The sequence below is a fragment of the Rhizobium sophorae genome, assembly GCF_013087515.1.
GTDB classification, from domain to species: Bacteria; Pseudomonadota; Alphaproteobacteria; order Rhizobiales; family Rhizobiaceae; genus Rhizobium; species Rhizobium sophorae.
In genome coordinates this window covers 1-22,371 of the sequence record NZ_JABFCN010000034.1, presented here as the reverse complement: position 1 = coordinate 22,371, position 22,371 = coordinate 1, and the positions used below count along the sequence as shown (strand labels likewise).

At 54.6% G+C, this 22,371-nt stretch carries 23 protein-coding genes and 1 pseudogene; 16 read left to right on the top strand and 8 right to left on the bottom strand.

Annotation, left to right across the window (positions count from 1 at the left end; translation table 11 throughout):
• The first annotated feature begins 37 nt into the window (after positions 1 to 37).
• The 6 genes from G9X64_RS20190 to G9X64_RS20165 all read left to right on the top strand — a co-directional run bounded on the left by G9X64_RS20190 (position 38) and on the right by G9X64_RS20165 (position 5,830).
• Entirely contained in the window at positions 38 to 574 is a 537-nt protein-coding gene (locus tag G9X64_RS20190; protein ID WP_171377305.1) for a tetratricopeptide repeat protein, read from the top strand.
• Positions 575 to 622: 48 nt separating this feature from the next.
• On the top strand, positions 623 to 1,228 hold the full coding sequence (locus tag G9X64_RS20185) for an RNA polymerase sigma factor (RefSeq protein WP_171377304.1): 606 nt from the start codon (positions 623 to 625) through the stop codon (positions 1,226 to 1,228).
• Entirely contained in the window at positions 1,225 to 2,034 is an 810-nt protein-coding gene (locus tag G9X64_RS20180; RefSeq protein ID WP_171377303.1) for an anti-sigma factor family protein, read from the top strand. The genes G9X64_RS20185 and G9X64_RS20180 overlap by 4 nt, the downstream gene beginning before the upstream one ends.
• Positions 2,035 to 2,422: 388 nt before the next feature.
• Positions 2,423 to 3,706, top strand: coding sequence for a nucleotide sugar dehydrogenase (locus G9X64_RS20175; RefSeq protein WP_171377302.1), 1,284 nt, complete (start codon positions 2,423 to 2,425; stop codon positions 3,704 to 3,706).
• A complete protein-coding gene (locus G9X64_RS20170; RefSeq protein ID WP_171377301.1) occupies positions 3,706 to 4,692 on the top strand; it encodes an NAD-dependent epimerase/dehydratase family protein in 987 nt (328 codons plus the stop codon). The genes G9X64_RS20175 and G9X64_RS20170 overlap by 1 nt, the downstream gene beginning before the upstream one ends.
• Before the next feature lie 250 nt (positions 4,693 to 4,942).
• Positions 4,943 to 5,830 (top strand): GumC domain-containing protein, encoded by an 888-nt coding sequence (locus tag G9X64_RS20165; protein ID WP_171377300.1) that lies wholly within the window; start codon positions 4,943 to 4,945, stop codon positions 5,828 to 5,830.
• On the opposite strand, the gene G9X64_RS20160 is transcribed toward G9X64_RS20165, so the two are convergent.
• The 7 genes from G9X64_RS20160 to G9X64_RS20130 are packed head-to-tail and all read right to left on the bottom strand — an operon-like array spanning position 5,811 to position 13,222.
• On the bottom strand, positions 5,811 to 7,205 hold the full coding sequence (locus G9X64_RS20160; RefSeq protein WP_171377299.1) for a lipopolysaccharide biosynthesis protein: 1,395 nt from the start codon (positions 7,203 to 7,205) through the stop codon (positions 5,811 to 5,813). The two genes, G9X64_RS20165 and G9X64_RS20160, sit on opposite strands and share 20 nt — an antisense overlap.
• Positions 7,202 to 8,491 (bottom strand): hypothetical protein, encoded by a 1,290-nt coding sequence (locus G9X64_RS20155; protein ID WP_171377298.1) that lies wholly within the window; start codon positions 8,489 to 8,491, stop codon positions 7,202 to 7,204. Before G9X64_RS20155 ends, G9X64_RS20160 begins: the two co-directional genes overlap by 4 nt.
• Before the next feature lie 57 nt (positions 8,492 to 8,548).
• Positions 8,549 to 9,391, bottom strand: coding sequence for a class I SAM-dependent methyltransferase (locus tag G9X64_RS20150; protein ID WP_171377297.1), 843 nt, complete (start codon positions 9,389 to 9,391; stop codon positions 8,549 to 8,551).
• Positions 9,392 to 9,394: 3 nt separating this feature from the next.
• Positions 9,395 to 10,120, bottom strand: a complete 726-nt coding sequence (locus G9X64_RS20145) for an acylneuraminate cytidylyltransferase family protein (RefSeq protein ID WP_171377296.1) — start codon at positions 10,118 to 10,120, stop codon at positions 9,395 to 9,397.
• Positions 10,092 to 11,042, bottom strand: a complete 951-nt coding sequence (locus G9X64_RS20140) for an NAD(P)-dependent oxidoreductase (protein ID WP_171377295.1) — start codon at positions 11,040 to 11,042, stop codon at positions 10,092 to 10,094. Before G9X64_RS20140 ends, G9X64_RS20145 begins: the two co-directional genes overlap by 29 nt.
• Positions 11,026 to 12,192 (bottom strand): UDP-N-acetylglucosamine 2-epimerase, encoded by a 1,167-nt coding sequence (gene neuC, locus G9X64_RS20135; protein ID WP_171377294.1) that lies wholly within the window; start codon positions 12,190 to 12,192, stop codon positions 11,026 to 11,028. Before neuC ends, G9X64_RS20140 begins: the two co-directional genes overlap by 17 nt.
• Positions 12,185 to 13,222 (bottom strand): N-acetylneuraminate synthase family protein, encoded by a 1,038-nt coding sequence (locus G9X64_RS20130; protein WP_210259703.1) that lies wholly within the window; start codon positions 13,220 to 13,222, stop codon positions 12,185 to 12,187. The genes neuC and G9X64_RS20130 overlap by 8 nt, the downstream gene beginning before the upstream one ends.
• A 245-nt stretch (positions 13,223 to 13,467) precedes the next feature.
• Here G9X64_RS20130 and G9X64_RS20125 point away from each other — a divergent pair, with 245 nt between their 5' ends.
• The 10 genes and pseudogenes from G9X64_RS20125 to G9X64_RS20080 all read left to right on the top strand — a co-directional run.
• Positions 13,468 to 14,589 (top strand): polysaccharide pyruvyl transferase family protein, encoded by a 1,122-nt coding sequence (locus G9X64_RS20125; RefSeq protein ID WP_171377293.1) that lies wholly within the window; start codon positions 13,468 to 13,470, stop codon positions 14,587 to 14,589.
• A 10-nt stretch (positions 14,590 to 14,599) separates the two neighbouring features.
• Entirely contained in the window at positions 14,600 to 15,865 is a 1,266-nt protein-coding gene (locus G9X64_RS20120; RefSeq protein WP_171377292.1) for an O-antigen ligase family protein, read from the top strand.
• Between the two features lie 5 nt (positions 15,866 to 15,870).
• Positions 15,871 to 16,983, top strand: coding sequence for a glycosyltransferase family 4 protein (locus G9X64_RS20115; protein ID WP_171377291.1), 1,113 nt, complete (start codon positions 15,871 to 15,873; stop codon positions 16,981 to 16,983).
• Positions 16,980 to 17,951 (top strand): NAD-dependent epimerase/dehydratase family protein, encoded by a 972-nt coding sequence (locus G9X64_RS20110; RefSeq protein ID WP_171377290.1) that lies wholly within the window; start codon positions 16,980 to 16,982, stop codon positions 17,949 to 17,951. The genes G9X64_RS20115 and G9X64_RS20110 overlap by 4 nt, the downstream gene beginning before the upstream one ends.
• Positions 17,952 to 17,967: 16 nt before the next feature.
• Positions 17,968 to 18,738 carry a glycosyltransferase family 2 protein gene (locus G9X64_RS20105; RefSeq protein WP_210259702.1) on the top strand — a complete coding sequence of 257 codons (771 nt, stop codon included), beginning with the start codon at positions 17,968 to 17,970 and terminating at the stop codon, positions 18,736 to 18,738.
• 183 nt (positions 18,739 to 18,921) lie between these two features.
• Positions 18,922 to 19,332: an IS66-like element accessory protein TnpA gene (gene tnpA, locus G9X64_RS20100; RefSeq protein WP_171377289.1), complete on the top strand. Its 411-nt coding sequence runs from the start codon at positions 18,922 to 18,924 to the stop codon at positions 19,330 to 19,332.
• Positions 19,329 to 19,676, top strand: coding sequence for an IS66 family insertion sequence element accessory protein TnpB (gene tnpB / locus G9X64_RS20095; protein ID WP_046631527.1), 348 nt, complete (start codon positions 19,329 to 19,331; stop codon positions 19,674 to 19,676). The genes tnpA and tnpB overlap by 4 nt, the downstream gene beginning before the upstream one ends.
• Positions 19,677 to 19,721: 45 nt before the next feature.
• On the top strand, positions 19,722 to 21,377 hold the full coding sequence (gene tnpC / locus G9X64_RS20090) for an IS66 family transposase (protein WP_171377288.1): 1,656 nt from the start codon (positions 19,722 to 19,724) through the stop codon (positions 21,375 to 21,377).
• Between the two features lie 8 nt (positions 21,378 to 21,385).
• A complete protein-coding gene (locus G9X64_RS20085) occupies positions 21,386 to 21,661 on the top strand; it encodes a hypothetical protein (protein WP_080954139.1) in 276 nt (91 codons plus the stop codon).
• A gap of 30 nt (positions 21,662 to 21,691) precedes the next feature.
• A pseudogene (locus tag G9X64_RS20080) lies at positions 21,692 to 21,790 on the top strand (IS5/IS1182 family transposase); the annotation flags it as partial.
• A gap of 110 nt (positions 21,791 to 21,900) precedes the next feature.
• Here the strand turns inward: G9X64_RS20080 and G9X64_RS20075 are convergent.
• On the bottom strand, positions 21,901 to 22,371 hold a 471-nt coding region (locus G9X64_RS20075; RefSeq protein WP_171377287.1), incomplete at its 5' end, for a polysaccharide biosynthesis protein.

Genomic DNA, 22,371 nt, shown 5'->3' with positions numbered 1-22,371 from the left:
TTCTCTCCTCGCAACGTCACCTTTGAGGAGTTTCCCCATGACGATCACGACAATCCGTATCGCTTCCATCCTTCTCGGCGGCTGCCTCGCCGCTTCAGTTCTCTCCGGCCCGGTCTTTGCGATCGGCGATGACAGCAGCACCACGCCCACCTGCAAGAAGGGCGAGATCTACGACCAGAAGACCAAGAAATGCGTCAAGCAGCAGAGCGCCAACGTCTCCGATGAGAACCGTGCCGACTACGCCTATTCGCTGGCCAAGGCCGGCCGCTATGAAGAGGCGCTTGCCATGCTCGACACGGTCAAGGACCAGAACACCGCCGAGGTGCTGAACTATCGCGGTTACGCCACCCGCAAGCTCGGCCGCACCGACGAGGGCATCTCCTATTATCTGCAGTCGGTAAAGATGGACCCGCAATATGCCAAGGTCCGCGAATATCTCGGCGAAGCCTATGTCATCAAGGGCCGGCTCGATCTCGCCAAGGACCAGCTGAAGTCAATCAAGGCGATCTGCGGCACGACTTGCGAGGAATATCAGGATCTGAACGCCGCAATCCTCAACCCCTCGAAGATCTGATCAGCAGGCCATGGGGCGGGAAAATGGAAGCACGAAAGGGATGTGAGAATGTCGGTCGCGCGCACCCATTTTCCTGCCTATAGTCACGCGAGAACGGAATCGCCCGTTCACGCGGCGGTTTCGACAAATGCAGGATCGGCGGAGGCGGCCATCGCGAGCGAAGCGGATATCAGGAGCGGCCTGACGGAAAATCTGGCAAGGCTCTGGCGTTATGGTCTCGTTCTCTCGCATCAGCGCGATGTCGCCGACGACCTGGTGCAGGCGACCTGCCTTCGCGCGCTGGAGCGCGCCGATCAGTTCATCCCCGGCACCCGGCTCGACCGCTGGCTGTTTTCGATCCTGCATTCGATCTGGTTGAACGAGATCCGCTCCCGCCGGGTGCGCCAGGGCCAGGGTTTCGTCGATGCCGGGGAGACGCTGACCTTCGACGGCGCGCACGACACCGAAACCCATGTGATGGCGGGTCAGGTGCTGAAACAGGTGAATGCGCTGCCCGAGGCGCAAAGGACGGTGGTTTTCCTCGCCTATGTGGAAGGACTTTCCTATCGCGAGGTTGCGTGCATTTTGGATATTCCGATCGGAACCGTGATGAGCCGGCTGGCGGCTGCCCGCGCCAAGCTCTCCGACGCCGGACCGGAAGGGGGACGGCAATGACGACGAAACACACCATTCCCTCCGACGAGGACCTGACCGCCTTCATCGACGGTGAACTGACGGCTGAAGATGCCGCGCGCATTCAAACCATGGTGAACGAAGACGAGAGAACCGCCGAACGGCTGGAATTCCTGGCGCGCGCCAACCTGCCCTTCGAGCAAGCCTTCGCCCCGCTCCTATCGGAAGCGCCGCGCGAGAAGCTGGCGGCGATGCTCGCCGTCATCCCTGTGCAGCAAAGCGCAAGATCCGGCCCCGCGCCCGCATTCGCCACTCGTCGCCGCTTCCTCGGCGCGCTCGCCGCCTCGCTGATCGCCGGCATCGCCATCGACCGCGCTGTCATCGGCATCGGCATCGGCAAAGGCTTTTCGGCCAAGGACGAAAACAGCGAATGGCGCGCCGTGGTTGCCGACTATATCTCGCTCTATACCGCCGAAACGCTCGCCGGCCCCGTCCCTGGCAGGGAGGACCAGGCCGCCCAGCTCGCCGGTCTTGACGAGAAGCTCGGCCTCTCACTCTCCCCCGAAGCCGTCTCGCTTCCGGGCATCGATTTCAAACGCGCCCTGTTGCTGCAATATGATGGTAAGGCGCTCGCCCAGATCGCCTATCTCGACCCCGAAACCGGGCCGATGGCGCTGTGCATCGTCAAGTCTGACGCGGGGCCGAAGGCGGCGGACCTCGAAAGCCGCAAAGGTATGAATGTCGTCTACTGGTCGAGTGCGACGCACGCTTTCATGCTGATCGGCCACGCGGCGGCGGAGCGGATGTCGGCGATTGCGAGCGAGGTGCGGGGGAGGGTGGCGGCGTGAGGACTATGCGAGATAATCGACCACTGCCGTTTTTCAAATCAGGACGGCGTTGATCGCATCTTCTATGAGGCCGGCTTGACCTCCTGAGGATGGGTACGAACGAGCTGTTCACACCTCGAAATAAGGTGCGGGATATTGCCCCAGTCAACAGGTCTGCTGCCCAGCGGGACGGATGTTCGGCTTCATGTTCCGTCCCAGCCGAACCAAGTGGACACGCACTTCAAGGGGAAATTTATCCGTCGTCTTGCTTGTTATAGATCCCACCTTCTCACGAGTTAGGTCTCCGGCAAAGCCGGGGCGGTTCAGCCGTCATTCTGAGCCTAGCTTTCTTCGAAGATATCGTTTAGGTGCCATGCAAGGTGTGGTGGCAAAGAATTATGAGGATGACATGGTGGCCCGAAAGATAGCTGTCATCGGTCTCGGATATGTCGGCTTGCCGGTCGCGGTGGCTTTGGCGGAAAAGTTTCCCTTGGTGGTGGGATTCGACGTCAAAAGATCCCGTATTGAGGCCCTGAAATCTGGCAAGGACGTGACCGGCGAGGTCGACAGTACGGTACTGCATAGTTCATCTCTTAAGATGACCTATGATATTGCCGATGTAAAGGAGTGCAACTTTTATATCGTAGCAGTTCCCACACCTATCGATGACAACCGTCAGCCGGATCTCAGGCCGCTCATTGCAGCGTCCCGCACGGTGGCTTCGTTGCTCAAGGTCGGCGATATCGTCGTTTTCGAATCGACGGTATTCCCGGGCGCTACCGAGGACATATGTGGTCCGATTCTTGCCGAAGTCTCGGGGCTTCGCCAAGGCATGGACTTCAACCTGGGCTATTCGCCTGAACGCATCAATCCAGGTGACAAAAGGCACACGCTCAAGACGATCACGAAGGTGGTGTCGGGAGATACGGCGGAGAGCTTGGACGAGATTGCCGCCGTATATGAAGCCGTTGTTGACGCCGGTGTCTACAGAACATCATCCATCAAGGTGGCGGAAGCGGCAAAGGTTATTGAAAATACCCAGCGCGACTTGAACATCGCTCTCATGAATGAGCTTGCTATCATCTTCGAGCGAATGAATATTCGAACCAGCGAGGTCCTGGCTGCTGCCGGTACCAAATGGAATTTTCTTCCGTTCAGCCCCGGTCTTGTCGGCGGACACTGTATTGGGGTTGATCCATACTACCTGACCGCAAAGGCTGAATCGCTGGGATACCATCCGCAAGTCATCTTGTCCGGGCGACGTATCAACGATGGCATGGGCGCCTTCGTAGCCCAGAAGATGATTAAGATGCTGGTTGCCGCAAAGCGTCCGCTGAATGATGCGCGGATTGGCATTTTCGGACTGACGTTCAAGGAAAATATTCCCGATCTGAGGAATAGTCGCGTCCCAGATATCATCAAGGAACTACGCCAGTTCGGCATCGAGCCCATAGTACATGATCCGTTGGCTTCAGCTGAAGAGGCTTGCGAGGAGTATAATGTGGTGCTGCGGCCCCTCATGGAGTTCAAGCAACTGGATGGGTTGATCCTCGCGGTTCCACATGAGAGCTACGTAAGTGAATTCAATTCGCACATTGCCAAGGTTGTCGAGGGCGGTGTTATCATCGACGTCAAATCTGTCCTCGACAAAGACACTCTCGATGCATCTAAGCGCCTGAACTGGAGCCTCTAATGAGCAAGGTTCTTGTAACGGGAGCCGCAGGCTTTATCGGTTTTCATACCGCGTGCCGTCTGCTTGAGCGAGGTGAAACTGTCGTCGGCTACGATATAGTCAACGATTATTACGACCCAACACTCAAGTACGCGCGGCTAGCGGAACTTGGGAAGTTCGAGAATTTCACATTCATCCGTGGTGATATCTCGAACAAAGCAGCGATGGAAAAGGTCTGGGCGGAGCACGGACCGTTCAAGCGCGTTGTTCACCTCGCCGCGCAAGCCGGAGTCCGCTATTCTCTTGAGAACCCATACAGCTACATCACGAGCAACTGCATGGGGCATATTACCGTACTCGAAATGTGCCGACACACGGAGGGCTTCGAGCATCTCGTCTATGCGAGCTCAAGTTCCGTATATGGCGGCAATCCCGAATTGCCATATTCAATCCAGCATGACGTCAACCGCCCGATCTCGCTCTACGCTGCGACAAAGCGCTCGGATGAACTGATGAGCTACTGCTACAGTCATTTGTTCGGCTTAAAGCAAACGGGTTTGCGTTTTTTCACCGTCTATGGCCCGTGGGGTCGGCCTGACATGGCGCTCTTTATTTTTACAAAGGCAATTGCTGAGGGTAACAAGCTGCCAGTTTTTAACGACGGCCTGATGAAACGCGATTTCACGTTTATCGACGACATTGTCACCGGCATTCTGGCCTGCTTGGACAATCCTCCGGAGCCTGAAAAATCTGAGCCTCCGGCACGGGTGTTCAACATTGGCAACACGCGGAGTGAAAATCTTATGGATTTCATTGCGATCATTGAACAAGAAATGGGGCGGAAGGCCGATATCGAATACCTTCCGATGCAGCCCGGCGATGTCGAAGCCACTTATGCTGACGTAACCGAGACAACCGAGGCTGTCGGATATAGGCCGACGACCAGTATAAACGAGGGCATCCCGAAGTTCGTTTCGTGGTTCAAGAAATACCACAATATCAACTGAGCATCTAGGCGCCGGCGGTCTTGGTGGAGTCGAGGATGTCCTTGGAATTATGGCTGTCGCCCGGCTTGAGCGTCGGCAGATGCTGGCTGACCTCGGCACTGAATCCCTCGACGTCTCCAAAGCCTGCTAGGCCGTCAGTATTGCCCGGCGAACTGGGTAGACAACTTTGACGAAACCTATAAAACTAGAAGGCGATAGGGTACGGCGTTGCAGGAGACACGCCGATTCATACTATATGGAGTTTGCAAGCTTGAACACTACAAGAACGGACACCGTTGACAGTAGCAGCAATCCCGGCAATGGCGTAGATGTGCTAGATGTCGTCCTCATTGTCGCGAAATCAATTCGCGTTATGATTGCGATTCCGCTGTTAGGTTTTTCCATCGTATTGGCCTTTTTTTTCCTGCTGCCCGCGCGTTTTGAATCCGAAGCTTTGGTTCGCATGCCTATCGAAAGGACCTTGCTGCTCCAGTCAGCCAGCTTTCTCGACGACGCAGTCAAGACCAATCAGTGGCTCTTGGCGCAATACGACAAACAATATCAAGCGAGAGAGAAGTTCAGAAAATCTTTGAGGGTTGTCAATATTTCAGGAACGGACATATACCGCCTGCAGTATATCGCCGACACCCCCGCTCATGCAGAACAGGCATTATCATCAATTTTAGCACAGCTCCTGGCTGCATCAAGGCCGTCGCCAGACAGACAGGAAGAACTTAAGACAAAGTTGCTATCGCAAACCAACCTTCAGCAGACCCTGCAAAAATTGCTGGAGCGATTGAGCGGCTCTATCCCAGTTCAGGAAAATCCGGCTACCGAGGTCTCGGGGCAGGCTGTGGTTGCCATTGCAGATGCACTAGAAAAATTCAATCAAGCCATTTTAGCCACAGAGACGTCTTTGAAAGGAAGCGTGTCGGCTTCGGACATACTACAGGCGCCCACTCGCCCGGATGAACCTTTGGCAAAAGGCAGTCTTGCGAAAGCAATCGGCGTGGCTGCGGTTTTGTTTTTGATCATGCTGATGTGGGCGTTCGTCCGGGAAGCCTTCCAGAGAGCCGCGCTGGATAAGAGCGGCCTTAAGAAAATTGAACGCATCAAATCACTGCTTTCCGCTCGTCGAGCTAGGAGCTTGAAAGCATAGCTGCGACGATTGCTGCAGCGATAACGAGGCCGCCATATAAGATCGCAGATTGTGGTAGATCGACATGAGTACCAAAACCGGCGGTCTTGTAATACGGAACCGCCATTAGAATATGGGCCGTGCCAAAGGCGAACGCCACAGCGGTAGGACCAAGAACGAAAATCAGCACCAAGCTCGCGACGAACATTACTCCAAGCGTACATGCGCTCAGTGAGAGCATGGTAAAAGTTCGGGACTGCATGAACAGCGAATGTTGCGCAGGCAGAGTCAAAAAGCGACAGAAATGTCCTGTCGCTACGCCAATTGACGCTGCTACGGCCGTCGCAAGCTGATCGTGATCATTTGTGATGAGATAAAACAGTGGCCATCCCACCAAACACAGACCGATCACGGGTAACGCAAGAATCTTGACGCCGAGATGCATCGCTTCCTTGCCCGTTTGAGCTGCGGAATAGATACCGTGACTGGATTTCACCGCTAGCACGCGCGCGGAATATGATGACCAGAAGGATGTGACAACGACCGCCATTCCACTTCCCACCATTGATCCAAGCGCATAATGGCCTTGAAACGATAGACTGGCGAACCGGCTGAGAACGATCCGATCCGCATTGAGCAGCAACGATGTCATCAGAGAACTAGGTAGCAGAGGAAGAGAGAAATAGACGCCGCGGCGAAGACTTTTCACGTCGAAGGAAAACTTGAACTCACGCAAGGTCAAAAGAATGTTGACGAGTGCACCTGTAGATTCAGCTGCTATCAGCACCTGCAGCGCGCCAACAAGGCCGAGGTCTGCCCAAACTACCAAGCCCAGCCCAGGCAGCAGGATGACGCCATAGAGACCGGTAAGTTGCAGCACTTGCCAAGGTCTCTCCTGAACCTTGGCAACGGACATCAGCAGCGTCCGGAATGTTGCAAAAAGCCACCAGAAGATCGCCCAGGTAAAGGCGGGATCTATTGGTATATCGACATTCGGAAAAAGTGCGCGGATCGTGGAATCGCGAAAAATCCACAGCAGACCCAAGAGACCGGCCTGCGTGAAAGCTCCTCCCAACACGCTAGTCCATATCAACTTGTGGCGATCCGCCTCATCCGTTGCCGCGTAGAAGTGTAGCAACGATTGCGAGAACAGAGTCGTCCCGAAAACTTGCATGAATGACCCGGTCTGGACGAGAATCGTGTAGAAACCCCACTCCTGAGCGGTCAGCGTCCTCATCATCAGAGGTAGGGATAGAAGCGGAAATAGTTGGGCAAGGACACTTGCGAGCGCAAACTGCAGGCTGTTTGAAATGATAACCGACGAGTCGTTTCCCTCTCCGAGACGCGCCAAACTGCGGCGAACTTTTTCGCCTGCGTTTAGTTTTTCAGGATTCATTGAAATAGCCGCCGCGCGATATGGCCAATCGCTTCCTCAGCAGTTTGCTCAGGGGAAATCCATTCGAATAGATAGTTGCAAAATGACTGGGCCTGATCCGTATTTTTTATAGAATTCGCTATCTTGTTGACAGGATCATCGTCTGCCGAAATCCGGCATAGAAGTTCCGGTTTGCTGAAGAAATGCCTATCGAGATGCACCCACCGGTTTGCTTGCGTAAGCTCGGGAAACCTAGCTTGGTCGTTTAACCGCAATTGAATGATCGGGATTCGAGCCGCCGCAGCGTCAATTGCGAATGTTGTTCCCAAGTTGACAACGGCAAAACAGCGAGACAGGAGTTCCAATCTCTCCGCATTGTATTGCTCGTCTAGAAAATACCCGGTGGAACCGTCATTATCCTTGTAACCGGCGACGCTGACGTGAGTGCCCTCGTCGAGCAGATAGTCGAATTCGCCACGCATGCCATTGGGCTTCGGCTTGACGATCAGTTCGATACCCAATTTCCTAGTGGCTTCGCTTATAAGCTTGAGCAACCGCAGTTCCGCAGCAAAAAAAGTTGGGTCAGATCTCTTGCTGAAGGATGCTGGGTAAAGCACGGCAGTCTTGCCAGCGGTTTGCTTTTGATGCCCCTCCAGAACGTATCTCAGCTTGAAGGGATAGCCGATACGAATATCCTCATCGCCCTGGAATTCACGCCAATCTCTTTCGAGCGCGCGATTCCAAACGAAGGCCGTATCCGAACGATAGCCCATTGGGGCTTTCGGTGGGTGATCCCAGCTTTCCATCAAGGATACAACATCAAGATCGGGGTGGCACAAAAGATGACGGACATCCGACCGCGTGACTACCAGTATCCTGTTGCTCGGAAAAACCTTCGGCACGAAGGGACCATAGAGGCGCTCAAGATAGGCATTGATCTCCTGTCTTGGTGCGCTGGGGAATGCCGATCTCAATCGAAGAGAAATCCCAGCAGGTCCGGCTTTGGAACACGCCGGATCCCATTCTCGAAAACGATAGGTATCGGAAAATCCGGGCCCGGCAACAAGCAACTCTGTATATCGGTGCGCAAGACGCATTATGCGCGCCTTAGCTACCAATTCATTGTAGCTGCGTGTTCGTGAAGCCGTCCATCTCAACCGTTGTTCGACAAATTCCCTGTATCGGTCAGGAACGAAAAGAATCGTCTCCACGCCTGCATCATCTAGCCTCTGCAGCGTCGGCTCGACGGCATTATAGTTTATAAGCGTGCTCGCCAGCACGGTGATCGCATTCGACGAAACGCTCACACTGTTCCTCATTCCAAGTTGGAGCACGGCACGCAAGGGAGATCGGGACGGCCGCGGTCAGGCCTTTTGTCCCCACACGAGGAATGCCTGACCATCTCCTTCCTGGCAAAGCCAGGGGTTCTTACCTGTCTGCTGATGCCGCCTTTTAAGAACCATTTCGAAATGCTTTACGAGAGCGTGTTCAGCATCTGGCGGCAGCAGCGTGAAGGGAAAATCAGGAGAATTGCTGATCATCGGAAGTGGATATGTCCCGCTGGCGCCGACATTCTTCAAACCTGCGGCACCCATCGCAGCAAGGTAGGGTGGAGACAGCTCATCGGATCTAAAAAGCGGCGTTTTCGCCTCAGAAGGCATCAGCGGTAGAATCGCCCGAAGAATATCGCAAATCCATCCATAGTCCTTCTGCACGTTCTCAGGGATATGTGGAACGACATAGCCGATGAACAGGCCATTTGGGGCGAGAATCCGCACTTGCTCGGCTATGGCGCTTTCGATCTTCTCAAAATGCTCCAGGAGACCAATGGAGAACACCAGATCATAAGCGCCTGTCTCGAACGGCATGTCGAGGCAGTCGCCAACCTCGAATCTTGCGTTCAGCCCGTGTGCACCGAATGCAGCACGCGCAAGACTGATCGCAGCCGGGGAAATATCGAGGAGAGTGCAATCCCAACCCGCATCGGCAAAATATGCGCTTAAAGATCCGCGCCCGCAGCCGACCTCGAGAACCCGTTTGCCAGCGAGGTTTGCCGGTAGTAGCTCCTGGAAAGTCTTCCAATGTTGACGAAAGGCCAGCTGGATCTGATTTTCAGGTTCGCCGCGAGTCCAGTGCAGGTAGTGAGCCTCCTTCGCGGAACTCCAATTGCGTTCGAAGCTGTCGCCGTCGCCACGATATTTGGCCATGAGTTATCTCCTCAAAAGAAATTCTGCCATCTGGAAATCACGTTCTTCGTCGATGGTCAGCGCACGCTCCTCAGAGACGACGAGGCAGAATATGCGCTCCCCATAAATCGACCGCCGCTGAATAAGTGTTTCCGTGCTGATTACATAGACAAGCCCGGTTCGGATGAAATAGTCAGGCAAATCCTGCCTACGTGACATTCGTTGCTCTGCGTCCAGCAACCATGTCACCTCGTCGTCCGCCGAAAGGGAAAACATCGTTGCCGGGTGCCTTTGACCGGCGTGAAAGCCGGTTACCACCGTATCCGCTTGCTTGGCGATTGCCATTGCTACAGCGGCATCGATATCGCCTGCCGTGACCGTGGGACTGGTCGCCTGCACGAGCGCGACGTAGTCGTAATCTGAATCACCTTCTCTTGCCAAGGCATCCAGCGCATGTAGGATCACGTCCACGACAAGGCTGGTGTCTTGCGAAATTTCCGCCGGTCGTATCCACGGCACTTCCAGCCCACTCGCCGCCGCCGCTCGCGCGATCTCGTCGTCGTCTGTACTACAGATGGCGCGGCGCACGGATGAAGATGCAGAAAGCGCCTCTCCCGCCCAACCAATCAGGGGCCGGCCGTTCAGCGGTCGCACGTTCTTTCCAGGTATTCCCCGCGACCCGCCCCGCGCCGGAAGCAATCCAAGAACCTTTTTTTCCACGTCAGCCGCCAAACTTTCTAAATGCCACATCCGCGATACTTTCCTCTGTGACATGCATCGCGTCAGAGGTACAGCCTCCGATATGAGGAGTGATCAGCACATTGAAGCCGTCTTTTGCAGCTTTGACCAAGGGGGACTCCGCTATCCAATCCACGCCCTCGTCTTCGTCCCTCAAAACATCGACGGCAACACCCCCCAGCTTTCCGTTTCGAAGAGCGTCAGCGAGAGCAGCTTCGTCGATCAGCCCGCCACGCGCTGTGTTGATGACAAGGGCATGAGAACGCATCGCAGCAATCTCCGAATTCCCGAGAAAACCGCGATTTGCTTCCGTCAGCGATGCATGGATGGATATGATGTCGGCCTCCTTCAATAGAGGAATCAAATCCGATCTGCGCGCATCCAGTTCAGCAAATCTCTCTTGCGGCTGATGCGGATCATATGCGACAATATTCATGGAAAGCGCCTTCGCATAGCGCGCCATATGTCCCCCGATTCGGCCGAGACCTACAATCCCCAAGGTCATCCGTGACAGCTGTCTAGATCGAAATTTATTTCTATTCCAGTTGCCATTTCCGACCACGTCTCTCAAGGCTGATGGGACAGCCCGCAACAGCGCTATCATAAGCCCCAGAGTAAGCTCGGCGGTCGATGTGACGTTGTTGATCGCATCCCGACACTCTGCCAGCGAGATCACCTCGATGCCGCGGCAGCGGCACTCTTCCACGTCGATGTGCGTGAGGCCGGTTGTCGGTGAAATCACTGCACGCAGCGATGGGAAGCGATCGAGCAGTTTTCGATCTATCCTATAGGCCAGCCGAACAACGAGGATCGACACCTCTCCCTCGGATTCCGCCTGTGCCAACCAAACCTTGCCCATTTGCCGGTAGGTTGCCAAAGCATGCGGACTGTAGTTTTCGGGCTCAAGGATTAGGGTGTTAGTTTTCTGATACATAGTGCAGCATTTTCTGCCGGTAGGGCTGGAAACTCTTGATCTTCTCGATCATGCGCATGCTTGCTTCGCCATCACCATAGAGGTTGGAGATTGGATAGCGACCGTGTGTGACCTGGGACCTAATGGCATCCATGATCGATCGTTTCTGTGGTGGGACAGCGATCAGATTTCCGCCGTGTTCCCGGCCGGTCTGCCTTGCTCCCACCAGGACAACGGGTGTTCCGGAAAACGTACTGTCCCTGATGAAGCTCGATGAGTTCCCGATAGCGCATATCGTCTTCTTGAGACACTTCTGGAACGTTATCGGATCGAGGTTTTTAACAAGGTGCAGCCAATCAGCCCTGTTATGCTCGCGATAGGTCCGCAAAGCCTTGGATATGTCATCGGCACCCGCGTCGATATTGGGCCAGATCCAGAGGGTTGGTTGTGCCAGTTCGGCCAGTGCATCAATAAGTTGCTGAATCTGCTGCCGCTCACTGCCGAAATGCGTTGTCACCGGATGATATATCACGAGAAAGAATGGATTATCCGCACTTAGCGGCCCACCTACTCCAGTCTTCGCGAACAGGTCGGCGGGCAAACTCGTGTCAAGAGACCTGATATAGTCGCCTGACGGACACCCGACATTGAAAACGGTGTCAGGCCTCTCACCCATTCTCGTGATGAACTCCGCGGATCGCTTCGTCGAGGGAAAATGTAGGTGGGCGAACTTTGTAATCGCGTGACGTGCGCTTTCGTCGATCGAGCCGGAAACCTCGCCGCCCTGAATATGGGCAAGAGGGATGTTCATATAAGCGGCGGCAATCGCAGCGGCGAGAGCTTCGTAACGATCCCCGATCAGCAGCACCATGTCGGGCTGAAGACGTTGAAATTCGGTCGAGAATTCTATCACGCCCAAACCGATGCTTTTCGCCATCGTTGCCGGGATAGAGCCCTCGACTTCCAGAAACACTCGACCGTCAATCTTGAAGCCATCGGCGCTAACAATTTTCTCGGCCTGACCGAAACGCTCAAGCAACATGGTGCCCGCGCATACGGTAAGGAGGTCAAGGTCGGGATCTGCCTGTATAGCGCGCATTACAGGATGCATGCGCCCGTAATTTGCTCGATCCACCAGCACTGCGCAAACTCTGCGAACTGACTCAACCATCTAAATCACTCTCTTTCAGTTGCTCATCGGCGCGATAATCGCGTTTGAGTATCTTGCCTACAACATCGTCAAGCATTCGGGCGGGCATGCCGGTTCCCGGCTTTTTCAATGCAATGTCCCGGAGATTCAATTTGTGCCCCTTCTGCAGGTCCGTCTTGCAATACAAACTCTTGCCGAAAAGAATGCTCAACTCCTTTTTGTCCCGAGCCTCGACATCCTTATCCACCGGAGCCAGCATCATCGCTTCCGTGAAACGAATGCCGTCAACGAGCCGCCGGAGTTCCTCCGTCGTAACAGAGGCGGGCACATCAGGCCCGAAACACTCCTTGGAGAAAACCGTATGCACCTCTATCAAGTTCGCGCCTAGCGTCACCGCCGACAGACTGGGATAAATGGTGCCGCTATGATCTGACAGGCCCACGGGCACGCCATATCGCGATTTCATATCGCTGATTAGGTTCAAGCCAATCTTGTCAGGCGGGCACGGATAAGCCGTGGTGCATTGAAAAACCGCAATCTCCGCACCATTGTTTCTTACGACCGAAAAGGCGTCGTCCAGATCCGACCAGCTCGACATTCCGCTCGACAGAAGGACGGGTTTTCCAGTTCGCGCCATCATCTTCAGCATCGGAAGATTGCCGACCTCCCCAGATCCTACCTTCCAGGCAGGAACGCCAAGTCTGTCCAGCAGCTCCACGGCTTCAAAAGAAAACGGTGTTGATAGAAATATCAAGCCTCTCTGTCGCGCATGATCAAAGAGGCCTGCCCACTGCTCACTAGAAAATTCCATCCGGCGCCAGTAGTCGTAACGGGTGGCATCCTGTGGAAAAACCCTCACACGGAACTTTTCGTCAGGGGTCGACTCCGCCTCCGCTATATGGGTTTGGAACTTGACCGCATTTGCGCCGGATTTTGCGACGGCGTCGATATAGGCATGGGCGGCACCGAGACTTCCGTCGTGGGCCTGGGCAACTTCCCCGATTACGAAACATGGGAAGCCGTTGCCAATTGGGGATTCTTCAATCTTCAAAGCGTTCTTCCAGGTCGAATTGCATTACCTCGATGAAAGTCCGCAGAGATGCTAGGCGAACCTAATCTTGTCCGGACCTCTCGACGGAATTAGGGCTTGATAGCGCACGCAAGCCTCTCATGGCAAGCGTGACACGGTTACACGAGTGTTACGCGTGTCGGTAGTTTGACCTCCCGAGATATATATCCTAATGCGTGAGCATGCGCGCCGCTAATCAGCGTTAACAGCTAGTGAAGGAAAGCCCAATGACATCTCCAAGATACCTTGTCAGCGGCCCTTACGGCAGTGGCAACCTTGGTGATGACGCGATCGCTCTAGAGATTTTGAATCAGATCGAGCGACACGGCGGAGTAGTACATCTTGCAGGAATTGATGCCCGTCGCTTTTTAAAATCGACAGGGAGGAAGGTCGGATTCGTTCAGAGACTCAATCTGCGAGGACTGAACGTCTCTGTGGTGGGAACGCTGTGGAAGTGTGATGTGGTCGTCATCGGCGGAGGAGAACAATTTTCGGAACCGCGCCTCGCAAATCCGTTGTGGGGACATCTCGCGACAAATTTTCAGCTTTATTTGCTGGCAAAGATTTTCCGAAAGAAATTTGCTGCCGTAGGCGTTGGAGTAAGCGATGGGCTATCGTCGCTCGGACGCTTTGCGATGCGCCGAATTGCGCTCGGAGCCGATTTTTTCAGTGTTAGGGATGAAGGATCACTCCAGCGTCTAAAGGCTCTTGCTCCAGGCGCAGATATCCTTTTGTCCGCCGATCCCGCGTTTCTTGGAGAACGAATTGATAAGGAAGAGGCCCGCTGCCAACTCTGTCGGCGATTCGACATTGAATCTTCGTCTAAGATTGTCGTTGTGATGCCGTCCAACGACAAGTTCCACTCGATGGCCTATATTGAACAGCTTAACGCGTCTGTGAAAAAGCTGAACGAAGCGGGGGTCGAGGTCATTTATGCTGTATCGGATTCCCAGGAAGGCTATGATAGCGAGATCTTCAACAAGGGACTGCTACATACATCCAAAAGGACGCGTTGGGCTCCGCCCGCCTCTCTGTCTCTCGTGCAACTGATTGAGATGATCACCGCCGCTGATTGCCTGGTAAGTTCCAGAATGCATCCCTTGATATTTGCCACATGCCAGATGACACCATTCGTATGCCTGTCCCGTGCTGGTAAAATGGATGCCTTCATGAAGATATTAGGTGATGACAGCTATTTGAGAATGAACTTCACCCCAGTCCAGCTCGTAGAGCTTATCATGACGAAATTGAATGCTGCCACGCCTGAGATCTATGATCCAAGTGTCATCCGCGCTCGAGCAAAAGCCTCTGCACAGTTCGACACTCTCGCAAAACTTGCCTTCAAATAAGGTGGCGTCAGTGGCCCTGAGCAAAAACATTTTCGCACTCTTGCTGTTTGTCATTGCGCTCTGTCTCAACTTCGATTTTGTTCTGCAGGTATTCGCGGGAAAATCGGTTGTCCTTAATTTCTGGGCACTGATACCGGTGTTGATGGTACTGTTTTACCTCCCGTGGAACCTGTTTAGATGCGATACATCCTCGATTACCCTGGTGATCTGTCTCTTTTCATTGGTGCTTGTGGCAAGCGGCGTGCGAAATATGCTGATGGTCGGTCCAACCGGCTTTGTTTGGGGATTTCTGTCATATGGCCTGTGGCTGGGACTTTTCCTTTGGACACAAAAACAATCGCCGCGATTTCTTTTCAAAGTGATCGTCAACCTTTTTCTCTTTTCTGCGCTCCTTCATGCGTCTGTGGCATTGTATGAACTTCTGTCCGGCCAGGCACTCATAAAGTTCGTGACCATTGGGCCTTCGGTCGAACGCCGCTATGGAATTTCATTCAGTCTTGCCGTTTTGGGACTGCAGCTAGGTTGCGGCGCACTTGCAGCCCTTGCAGCCTTGCGTCTATGCCAGTCTCTGACACAAAAGGTCTTAATCGTGCTCTGTTTTTATCTTATCGTGATGGCGCTTTACGCTTCAGCGATCAGGGCGCCGCTTCTTTATCTTTTCATGGCCGCGATCGCAGTCACCGTCTTACGATATTTATCCCGTGTCACAAATATTATGAATGTAATGCTCGTCGCGGCCCTTATTATTGTTAGCGCCATTGTATTGGATCGATTGGGCGAAGTGAACCTCAATTTCGTCGGCTCTGCGTTCGAATTGTCCGATAGCGGCAACATGGGAAGGTTGGACCGCTATTCAGCGTCAATAAGTCTTTTAATGGAAAACTGGTGGGCGCCGATTTTCGGCTATGGCCCCGCAATGCTGACCCAGATCCCCGTCTCCTTCGGATTGGAGGATTTCGGGACCGAGAGCAGTGCCCTGAAGACCGTTCTCGAACTAGGGGCTCTAGGAGTATTACCTCTGATGATCCATGTGTCGGTGCTTTCCATGCGACTATTCGGCGCTGACGGCCTGGCAATCATAAAGGCGAACATCGAAGCCTTCGCCATGATGGCTTTCATCGCACTTGAATGTCTGACGAGCGAAATATTTAAATCCTGGATAGGTTCTTTCTATTTTGTGCTCGTTCTGGGCCTGATAACTCGGTTGACGCTGTTTCCACAGACGGCGGACGTGGAAGACCGATCACCTGACCGTCGGTTCAAAAGCAGGATCTAATAGTTGTGAGATATGCGATTAACGCGCTTTTCGTGCGATGGGGTATCAATGCGGGTACCGAGACTTACGTCACAAACATCGTAAGGCCCTGGTATGAAAACCAACCTAGTGGCTGCGAGTTTATATTCTATTGCAATCAGTTGCCGCCTTGGTGGAAAGGCGACCGTCCTTGGTTTCGAGCCGTAATTCTGCAAAGGGCAAAGCGGGTTGGTTGGCGGATCTTCTATGAGCAGTTATGGCTGCCGCTCGTCGACCTCGCCAGTTGCGATGCACTCTTCGCTCCGGGATACGTTGGAAGTGCACTCCTGAAAAAACGCCAAGTGATCACTGTTCATGATGCTTTTGCGTGGTTGTATCCGGGCGAAATTGGGCACCTGCGCAGTCTATACTGGCGGGTTTTTATCCCTTTGTCGTTGCGATCGCGAAATTCTTTGATCACTGTATCTGCAAGCACGGCCGCTGATCTCAAACGGCTCTGCCACATTGATCACCAACAAATTCATGTCATCCATGAGGCGGGGTCTCATCTTTCAGCAATGAACGAAGGCGGCGCCATTCTCGAGCGCCTTGGATTGGAGGCTGGGAAATATTTCCATTGTGTTGGTTTTTTCAAGAAGATCAAGAATCCATATACAATATTGAAAGCTTACCGCGCTTACTGCGCAACAATTGGCAATAATTCTCCAAACAAACTTGTGCTTGTTGGCCATGTTGGAAACGACGTGGGACGGGAAATAGCGGAATATGCTTCTAAAATCCCAGGTGTAATCCTGGCAGGACGATTGCCTGACGCTTCCCTTTCAGATCTTTATCGCAATAGCGCCGCCCTGATTTTTGCCTCCCTTTATGAGGGATTTGGAATTCCCATCCTGGAGGCACAGGAACTTGGCTGCCCTGTTGTCACATCACAATCCTCCTCGATGCCGGAGGTTGCTGGAGACGGCGCTTTATTCGTAGATCAAAATAGTGCTTCTGAGATAGCGACAGCCCTTTCGAAGATCTCGGAGAAGGCTGAGGCAGAGGCACTCGTTGGTAAGGGCAAGCTCAATTATGAGAAATTTTCATGGCAGGAGGCAAGCAGTATGACGCTTGATGTCCTCCGAAGGTTCAAGAGATGAAACGAAAAGTCATCATCACTGGCAGCAGCGGCTTTATAGGGAGAAGCTTGGTGCCGTATCTTCTGCAGCGAGGCTATGACGTAATCGCTTTGGATAAAACCGTCGACAATGCTCCTGAATTTGAAGCCGGTCACCAGTGCAATCTGCTGGATCGGGAACGATTAATCCACCTGTTTACCGAGATCAGACCAGATGCCGTCATACACCTAGCCGCGAGGACGGATTTGGACGAAAAGGTGAATATTGAAGGTTACGACGTCAATATCAATGGCGTTCGAAACCTTATCGATGCGGTTAAGGCCGCAGGGACGGTGAACCGGGTTCTTTTCACGTCGTCCCAGCTCGTATGCAAAGTAGGGTATATCCCCCGATTCGAAGAGGATTACAGACCGAACACGCTGTATGGCGAGAGCAAGGTGCGGGGCGAACAAATCGTCCGAAATTCAGATCTTCACGGGATAACCTGGTGCATTCTACGCCCGACGACAATCTGGGGGGAAGGAATGTCTCCCCACTATCAACGACTTCTGCAGGCGCTCAAACGCGGCAGGTATTTCCACGTGGGTCGAGCGCCGCTCTTTAAATCCTACGGCTATGTCGGAAACGCCATTTACCAATACGCCAAATTTCTGGAAGCCGCTTCAGAACACATCGACGGCAGGACATTCTATATTGCCGATTATGCACCCCTGTCTCTTCGCGAATGGACCACAATGTTGGCGGGCACGCTTGGAGGTCGTAGGATCATAACCCTCCCCAAAAGCGTTTCCACCCTTATTGCGAAGGCAGGCGATGGACTTAATGCTCTCGGGATCAAGCGTTTCCCCTTCAACTCGTTTCGCCTCAATAATATCCTCACCGAATATCAGTTTGACATGTCAGAGACGAAAAAAATCTGTGGGCCGTTGCCATTCTCCATGCAGGATGGCGTAAAGCGAACTGCACGCTGGTTTCTTGGTAAAACGTAAAGGTTTCGCAGCTGAGATGGCTCTGAAGATTTCCATTATCACACCGACTTTCAACTCCTCGCCTTTCATCATTGACAACATGCAATCCGTGCGTCGCCAAGTCTATACCGATTGGGAGCAAATCATTGTGGATGGGGCATCGACAGACGACACACTCGCAAAAATCAAAACTCTTTCCCTCGCAGGAACCAAGCTCGTTTCGGAGCCAGATGAGGGAATTTATGATGCGATGAATAAGGGTATTGCGCTTGCTGAAGGTGATGTTGTCGGGTTTCTGAACTCGGACGATTTCTATGCGCATGATCAGGTTCTTGCCAGGATTGCAAGCATAATGGCTGACACTAGTGTCGATGCTTGCTATGCCGATCTTGACTACGTCGATAAGTGCGATACTCAGAAAATCACAAGGATGTGGCGTTCGCAGCCCTACCACGACGGGCTGTTCGAAAAAGGTTGGATGCCGGCGCACCCGACATTTTATGTCCGCCGTGACATTCTCAATCGGTCGGGAGGCTTTGATCTTGCCTTCCCGCGCCAGGCGGATTTCGAGCTATGCATGAGGCTTCTGGCAAAATACAGAATCCAAGCGCGATATTACGAGGATGTTTGGGTCAAGATGCGCACCGGGGGGGCATCTAACAACTCCGTCTCAGGAGTTCTCAAGGGAAATCTGGAAGCCTATCGAGCATGCAGGAAGAACCAGCTCCAGATTAACGTCATGTTCATACCTATAAAAATTGCGTCACGCATACCACAGTTTGTAGCTGCGTTTCTCAACAGGCAATAAGGCAATAGGTTACGCAGCGCACTCATAAACCGGGTTTGCAAAGCGAGACTTTGTTTATTAATGCCCCGATTTGGAGGCCTCTCATGACCCGTCGCCGGTTTGATCGTAAGCGTCCGGTGAGGGCCGCCTTGCGAGGTTGATGCGAACATTGGAAGTCCTAGTGCAAGCACTAGGGATAGTCCTATGACGAAGCATCCAATTGAAGTCATCACGTCTGTCGAGCGCCGTCGGCGGTGGTCTCGCGAGGATAAGGAGCGGCTCGTTGCAGCCTGCCTCGAGCCGGGAGCGGTTCTTTCCGAGATTGCGCGATCGGCCGGCATCCACGTGAGCCAGCTCTTTCGGTGGCGCAAGGAACTCTGCCGGATCGAGGAGCCGTCGATGCAGGTATCGAGCACCTTGGTGCCCGTGATCGTTTCGGAGGCCGCGCCTGCAGCCCAGCCCGCTGCCTTGGAAGCGCCGGCCCCATCGCAGCCCCGCCGGAAGCGTAGCGATGTGACAATTGAGCTGGGCCGCGGTCGCCGTGTCCGCGTGGACAGCGACATCGACACGGAGGCGCTTGGCCGCATTCTCGATTGTGTGCTGGGTCGGCGATGATCCCGGTTCCGAATGGGGTGAAGGTCTGGTTGGCAACCGGCCATACGGACATGCGCAAGGGCTTTCCGGGTCTGTCGCTGATGGTGCAAGAGACGCTGAAGCGCGATCCGATGTGCGGGCATCTGTTCGTCTTCCGCGGTCGTGGCGGTGGCCTGATTAAGGTTATATGGCATGACGGCCAGGGAGCCTGCCTGTTCACAAAAAAGCTAGAACGCGGACGCTTCATATGGCCATCGGCAGCCGACGGCTCGGTGGTGATCACGCCGGCGCAGCTCGGTTATTTGCTAGAAGGGATCGACTGGCGAATGCCGCAAAAAACCTGGCGACCGACCTCGGCCGGATAAGCAAAAACACTGGAATGGCGGGGTCGAATATGATTCCATTGGCCCATGAACGATGCGACTGAACAGCTTCCTGACGACCTTACCAGCGCACTTGCGGCCTTGGCGGAGGAGCGTGCCCGGCGCATCACAGCCGAGGCGGAAGCAATGATCGCCAAGGCGGAAGCCGCCAGCGCAAAGGCACTCGTGTCGCATTCCGAGGCGCTGATTGCGCGGTTGAAGCTGGAGATCGACAAGGTTCGAAGGGAGCTCTACGGCAGTCGGTCCGAGCGCAAGGCGCGGCTCCTGGAGCAGATGGAGCTGCAACTCGAGGAACTCGAAGCAGACGCCGGCGAAGATGAACTGGCGGCGGCGATCGCAGCCAGTGCCTCGACCGTCAGGGCCTTCGAGCGCAAGCGTCCTTCACGCAAGCCGTTTCCCGAGCATCTCCCGCGCGAGCGTGTCGTCATCACTGCCCCGACAAACTGCTCCTGCTGCGGCTCGGCCAAGCTGTCGAAGCTCGGCGAGGATATCACCGAGACCCTGGAGGTCATCCCTCGTCAGTGGAAGGTCATTCAGACCGTGCGGGAGAAGTTCTCCTGCCGCGAATGCGAGAAGATCACCCAGCCGCCAGCACCCTTCCATGTGACACCCCGCGGCTTTGCCGGCCCGAACCTTCTGGCGATGATTCTGTTCGAGAAGTTCGCCCAGCATCAGCCGCTCAATCGCCAAAGCGAACGCTATGCCCGCGAGGGCGTCGACCTCAGCCTGTCGACGCTTGCCGACCAGGTCGGCGCGTGTGCCGCAGCCCTCAAGCCAATCCATTCGCTGATCGAGGCCCATGTCCTGGCCGCCGAGCGGCTGCATGGCGACGACACGACCGTGCCGATCCTGGCGAAGGGAAAGACCGATACGGGCCGCATCTGGACCTATGTTCGGGATGACCGATCGTTCGGTGGGCTGTCACCGCCCGCCGCCCTCTACTACGCCTCGCGGGATCGGCGGCAGGACCATCCCGAGCGTCACCTGAAGACCTTCACCGGCACTTTGCAGGCAGATGCCTATGGCGGCTACAATCCGTTGTTCAAGGCAGATCGCAATCCTGCGCCCCTGACGCAGGCACTGTGCTGGGCACACTCGCGCCGTAAATTCTTCGTGCTCGCAGACATCGCCGCGAGCGCCAAACGTGGAAAGATCGCCGCGCCGATCTCGCCGATGGCGCTGGAGGCCGTCAAAGGGATTGACGCCCTGTTTGACATCGAGCGGGAGATCAACGGCCTTGCCGCCGAGCAGCGACGGGAGCACCGTCGCAGGGACAGCCAGCCGCTTGTCGAAGAACTGCACGATTGGCTCCAAACCGAGCGGGCAAAGCTGTCGCGCAGTTCTCCCGTCGCCGAGGCAATCGACTACATGCTTAAGCGCTGGAATGGCTTTGCCTCATTCCTCGACGATGGCCGGATTTGCCTGACGAACAATGCCGCCGAACGTGCGCTGCGAGGCTTCGCGCTCGGCAGGAAGTCCTGGCTCTTCGCCGGATCGGATCGTGGTGCCGATCGCGCCGCATTCATGGCGACACTGATCATGAGCGCCAAGCTCAACGACATCGATCCGCAGGCTTGGCTTGCCGACGTCCTCGCCAACATTGCGGACACGCCGATCAGCAGGCTGGAGAAATTGCTGCCGTGGAACTGGACACCGACGCAAACAGCAGCCGTTGCGGCATAGGATCAACGATGGATCGCAAAACCAACCGAGCTATCATTCGGAAAATATTGCTCACCGAGTGGGACCCCATCGGCGTGTCGGGCATTCCTGAAGCGCAAGACGAATATGATGCCTATGCCGATACCGTCTTTGACATGCTGGTCAACCAAACCGCCTCAGTTGATGCCATCGCGCAGTATCTCTTTAAGATCGCAACCGAGCATATGGGGCTTTCACACCCAGGACTTGCTAAGCGTTGCGACAAGGCTGCAAGAGCTGCCGCGGCATTCCAGTCAGACCTCTGAGCCTGCAGGGCCAGATGCGGTACTCACCGCATGCTTACGTTTGATCTCACCGATTTCGAATGAACTGTCATCCAGCCGTTGTTGCCGAATAAGCCGCGCGGTGTGCCACGCGTTGACGACCGGCGGGTGTGACCTGATGTGGTGGACGGCCTCCGCTCCCGGCATCGCAATATGCCAAAGTGTGGCAGTCGAAGCCACATCAGGAGAGGCGTCCATGTGCTTGCGCCCGTCGTCCAAAGCTAATTCTCCCCAGCTTGAAGCTGGCCGTTGACCTCTTCAGGCTGCCGTATTGGCTCGGCGCCGGTGAAAGCCAGATCCGAGACCTCACCTGTTGACGAATAGCCGGAAACAAGGTCCGCCAATGTCGCACGTGCAGCAATCATATCGTTCCGGTCCAATGCCGCGTTGAGCGCGTTGAGCCTTCGCGACAGCTCTGGCCAGGACAGGAAATCCTCGCGCGCCTTCATAATCCGAGGATGTTCGGTTGTTTCAGGATTATCCCCGATCAGCAGTTCTTCATAGAGCTTCTCGCCGGGCCTGAGACCGGTAACGGAAAGCTCGATATCGCCCTCGGAATTGTTCTCGTCGCGGACCGTCAACCCGGAAAGCTCTACCATTTTGCGGGCGAGATCTGCGATGCGAACGGGCTCCCCCATGTCGAGCAAGAAGACATCGCCGCCGTCGGCCATCGCGCCGGCCTGTATGACGAG

Excerpts from the sequence above, each read along its gene's own strand:
- G9X64_RS20190 (WP_171377305.1), top strand. The coding sequence starts at position 38 with ATGACGATCACGACAATCCGTATCGCTTCCATCCTTCTCGGCGGCTGC.
- G9X64_RS20185 (WP_171377304.1), top strand. The coding sequence starts at position 623 with ATGTCGGTCGCGCGCACCCATTTTCCTGCCTATAGTCACGCGAGAACG.
- G9X64_RS20180 (WP_171377303.1), top strand. The coding sequence starts at position 1,225 with ATGACGACGAAACACACCATTCCCTCCGACGAGGACCTGACCGCCTTC.
- G9X64_RS20175 (WP_171377302.1), top strand. The coding sequence starts at position 2,423 with ATGGTGGCCCGAAAGATAGCTGTCATCGGTCTCGGATATGTCGGCTTG.
- G9X64_RS20170 (WP_171377301.1), top strand. The coding sequence starts at position 3,706 with ATGAGCAAGGTTCTTGTAACGGGAGCCGCAGGCTTTATCGGTTTTCAT.
- G9X64_RS20160 (WP_171377299.1), bottom strand. The coding sequence starts at position 7,205 with ATGAATCCTGAAAAACTAAACGCAGGCGAAAAAGTTCGCCGCAGTTTG.
- G9X64_RS20150 (WP_171377297.1), bottom strand. The coding sequence starts at position 9,391 with ATGGCCAAATATCGTGGCGACGGCGACAGCTTCGAACGCAATTGGAGT.
- G9X64_RS20145 (WP_171377296.1), bottom strand. The coding sequence starts at position 10,120 with ATGTGGCATTTAGAAAGTTTGGCGGCTGACGTGGAAAAAAAGGTTCTT.
- G9X64_RS20140 (WP_171377295.1), bottom strand. The coding sequence starts at position 11,042 with ATGTATCAGAAAACTAACACCCTAATCCTTGAGCCCGAAAACTACAGT.
- neuC (WP_171377294.1), bottom strand. The coding sequence starts at position 12,192 with ATGGTTGAGTCAGTTCGCAGAGTTTGCGCAGTGCTGGTGGATCGAGCA.
- G9X64_RS20125 (WP_171377293.1), top strand. The coding sequence starts at position 13,468 with ATGACATCTCCAAGATACCTTGTCAGCGGCCCTTACGGCAGTGGCAAC.
- G9X64_RS20110 (WP_171377290.1), top strand. The coding sequence starts at position 16,980 with ATGAAACGAAAAGTCATCATCACTGGCAGCAGCGGCTTTATAGGGAGA.
- G9X64_RS20105 (WP_210259702.1), top strand. The coding sequence starts at position 17,968 with ATGGCTCTGAAGATTTCCATTATCACACCGACTTTCAACTCCTCGCCT.
- tnpA (WP_171377289.1), top strand. The coding sequence starts at position 18,922 with ATGACGAAGCATCCAATTGAAGTCATCACGTCTGTCGAGCGCCGTCGG.
- tnpB (WP_046631527.1), top strand. The coding sequence starts at position 19,329 with ATGATCCCGGTTCCGAATGGGGTGAAGGTCTGGTTGGCAACCGGCCAT.
- tnpC (WP_171377288.1), top strand. The coding sequence starts at position 19,722 with ATGAACGATGCGACTGAACAGCTTCCTGACGACCTTACCAGCGCACTT.
- G9X64_RS20085 (WP_080954139.1), top strand. The coding sequence starts at position 21,386 with ATGGATCGCAAAACCAACCGAGCTATCATTCGGAAAATATTGCTCACC.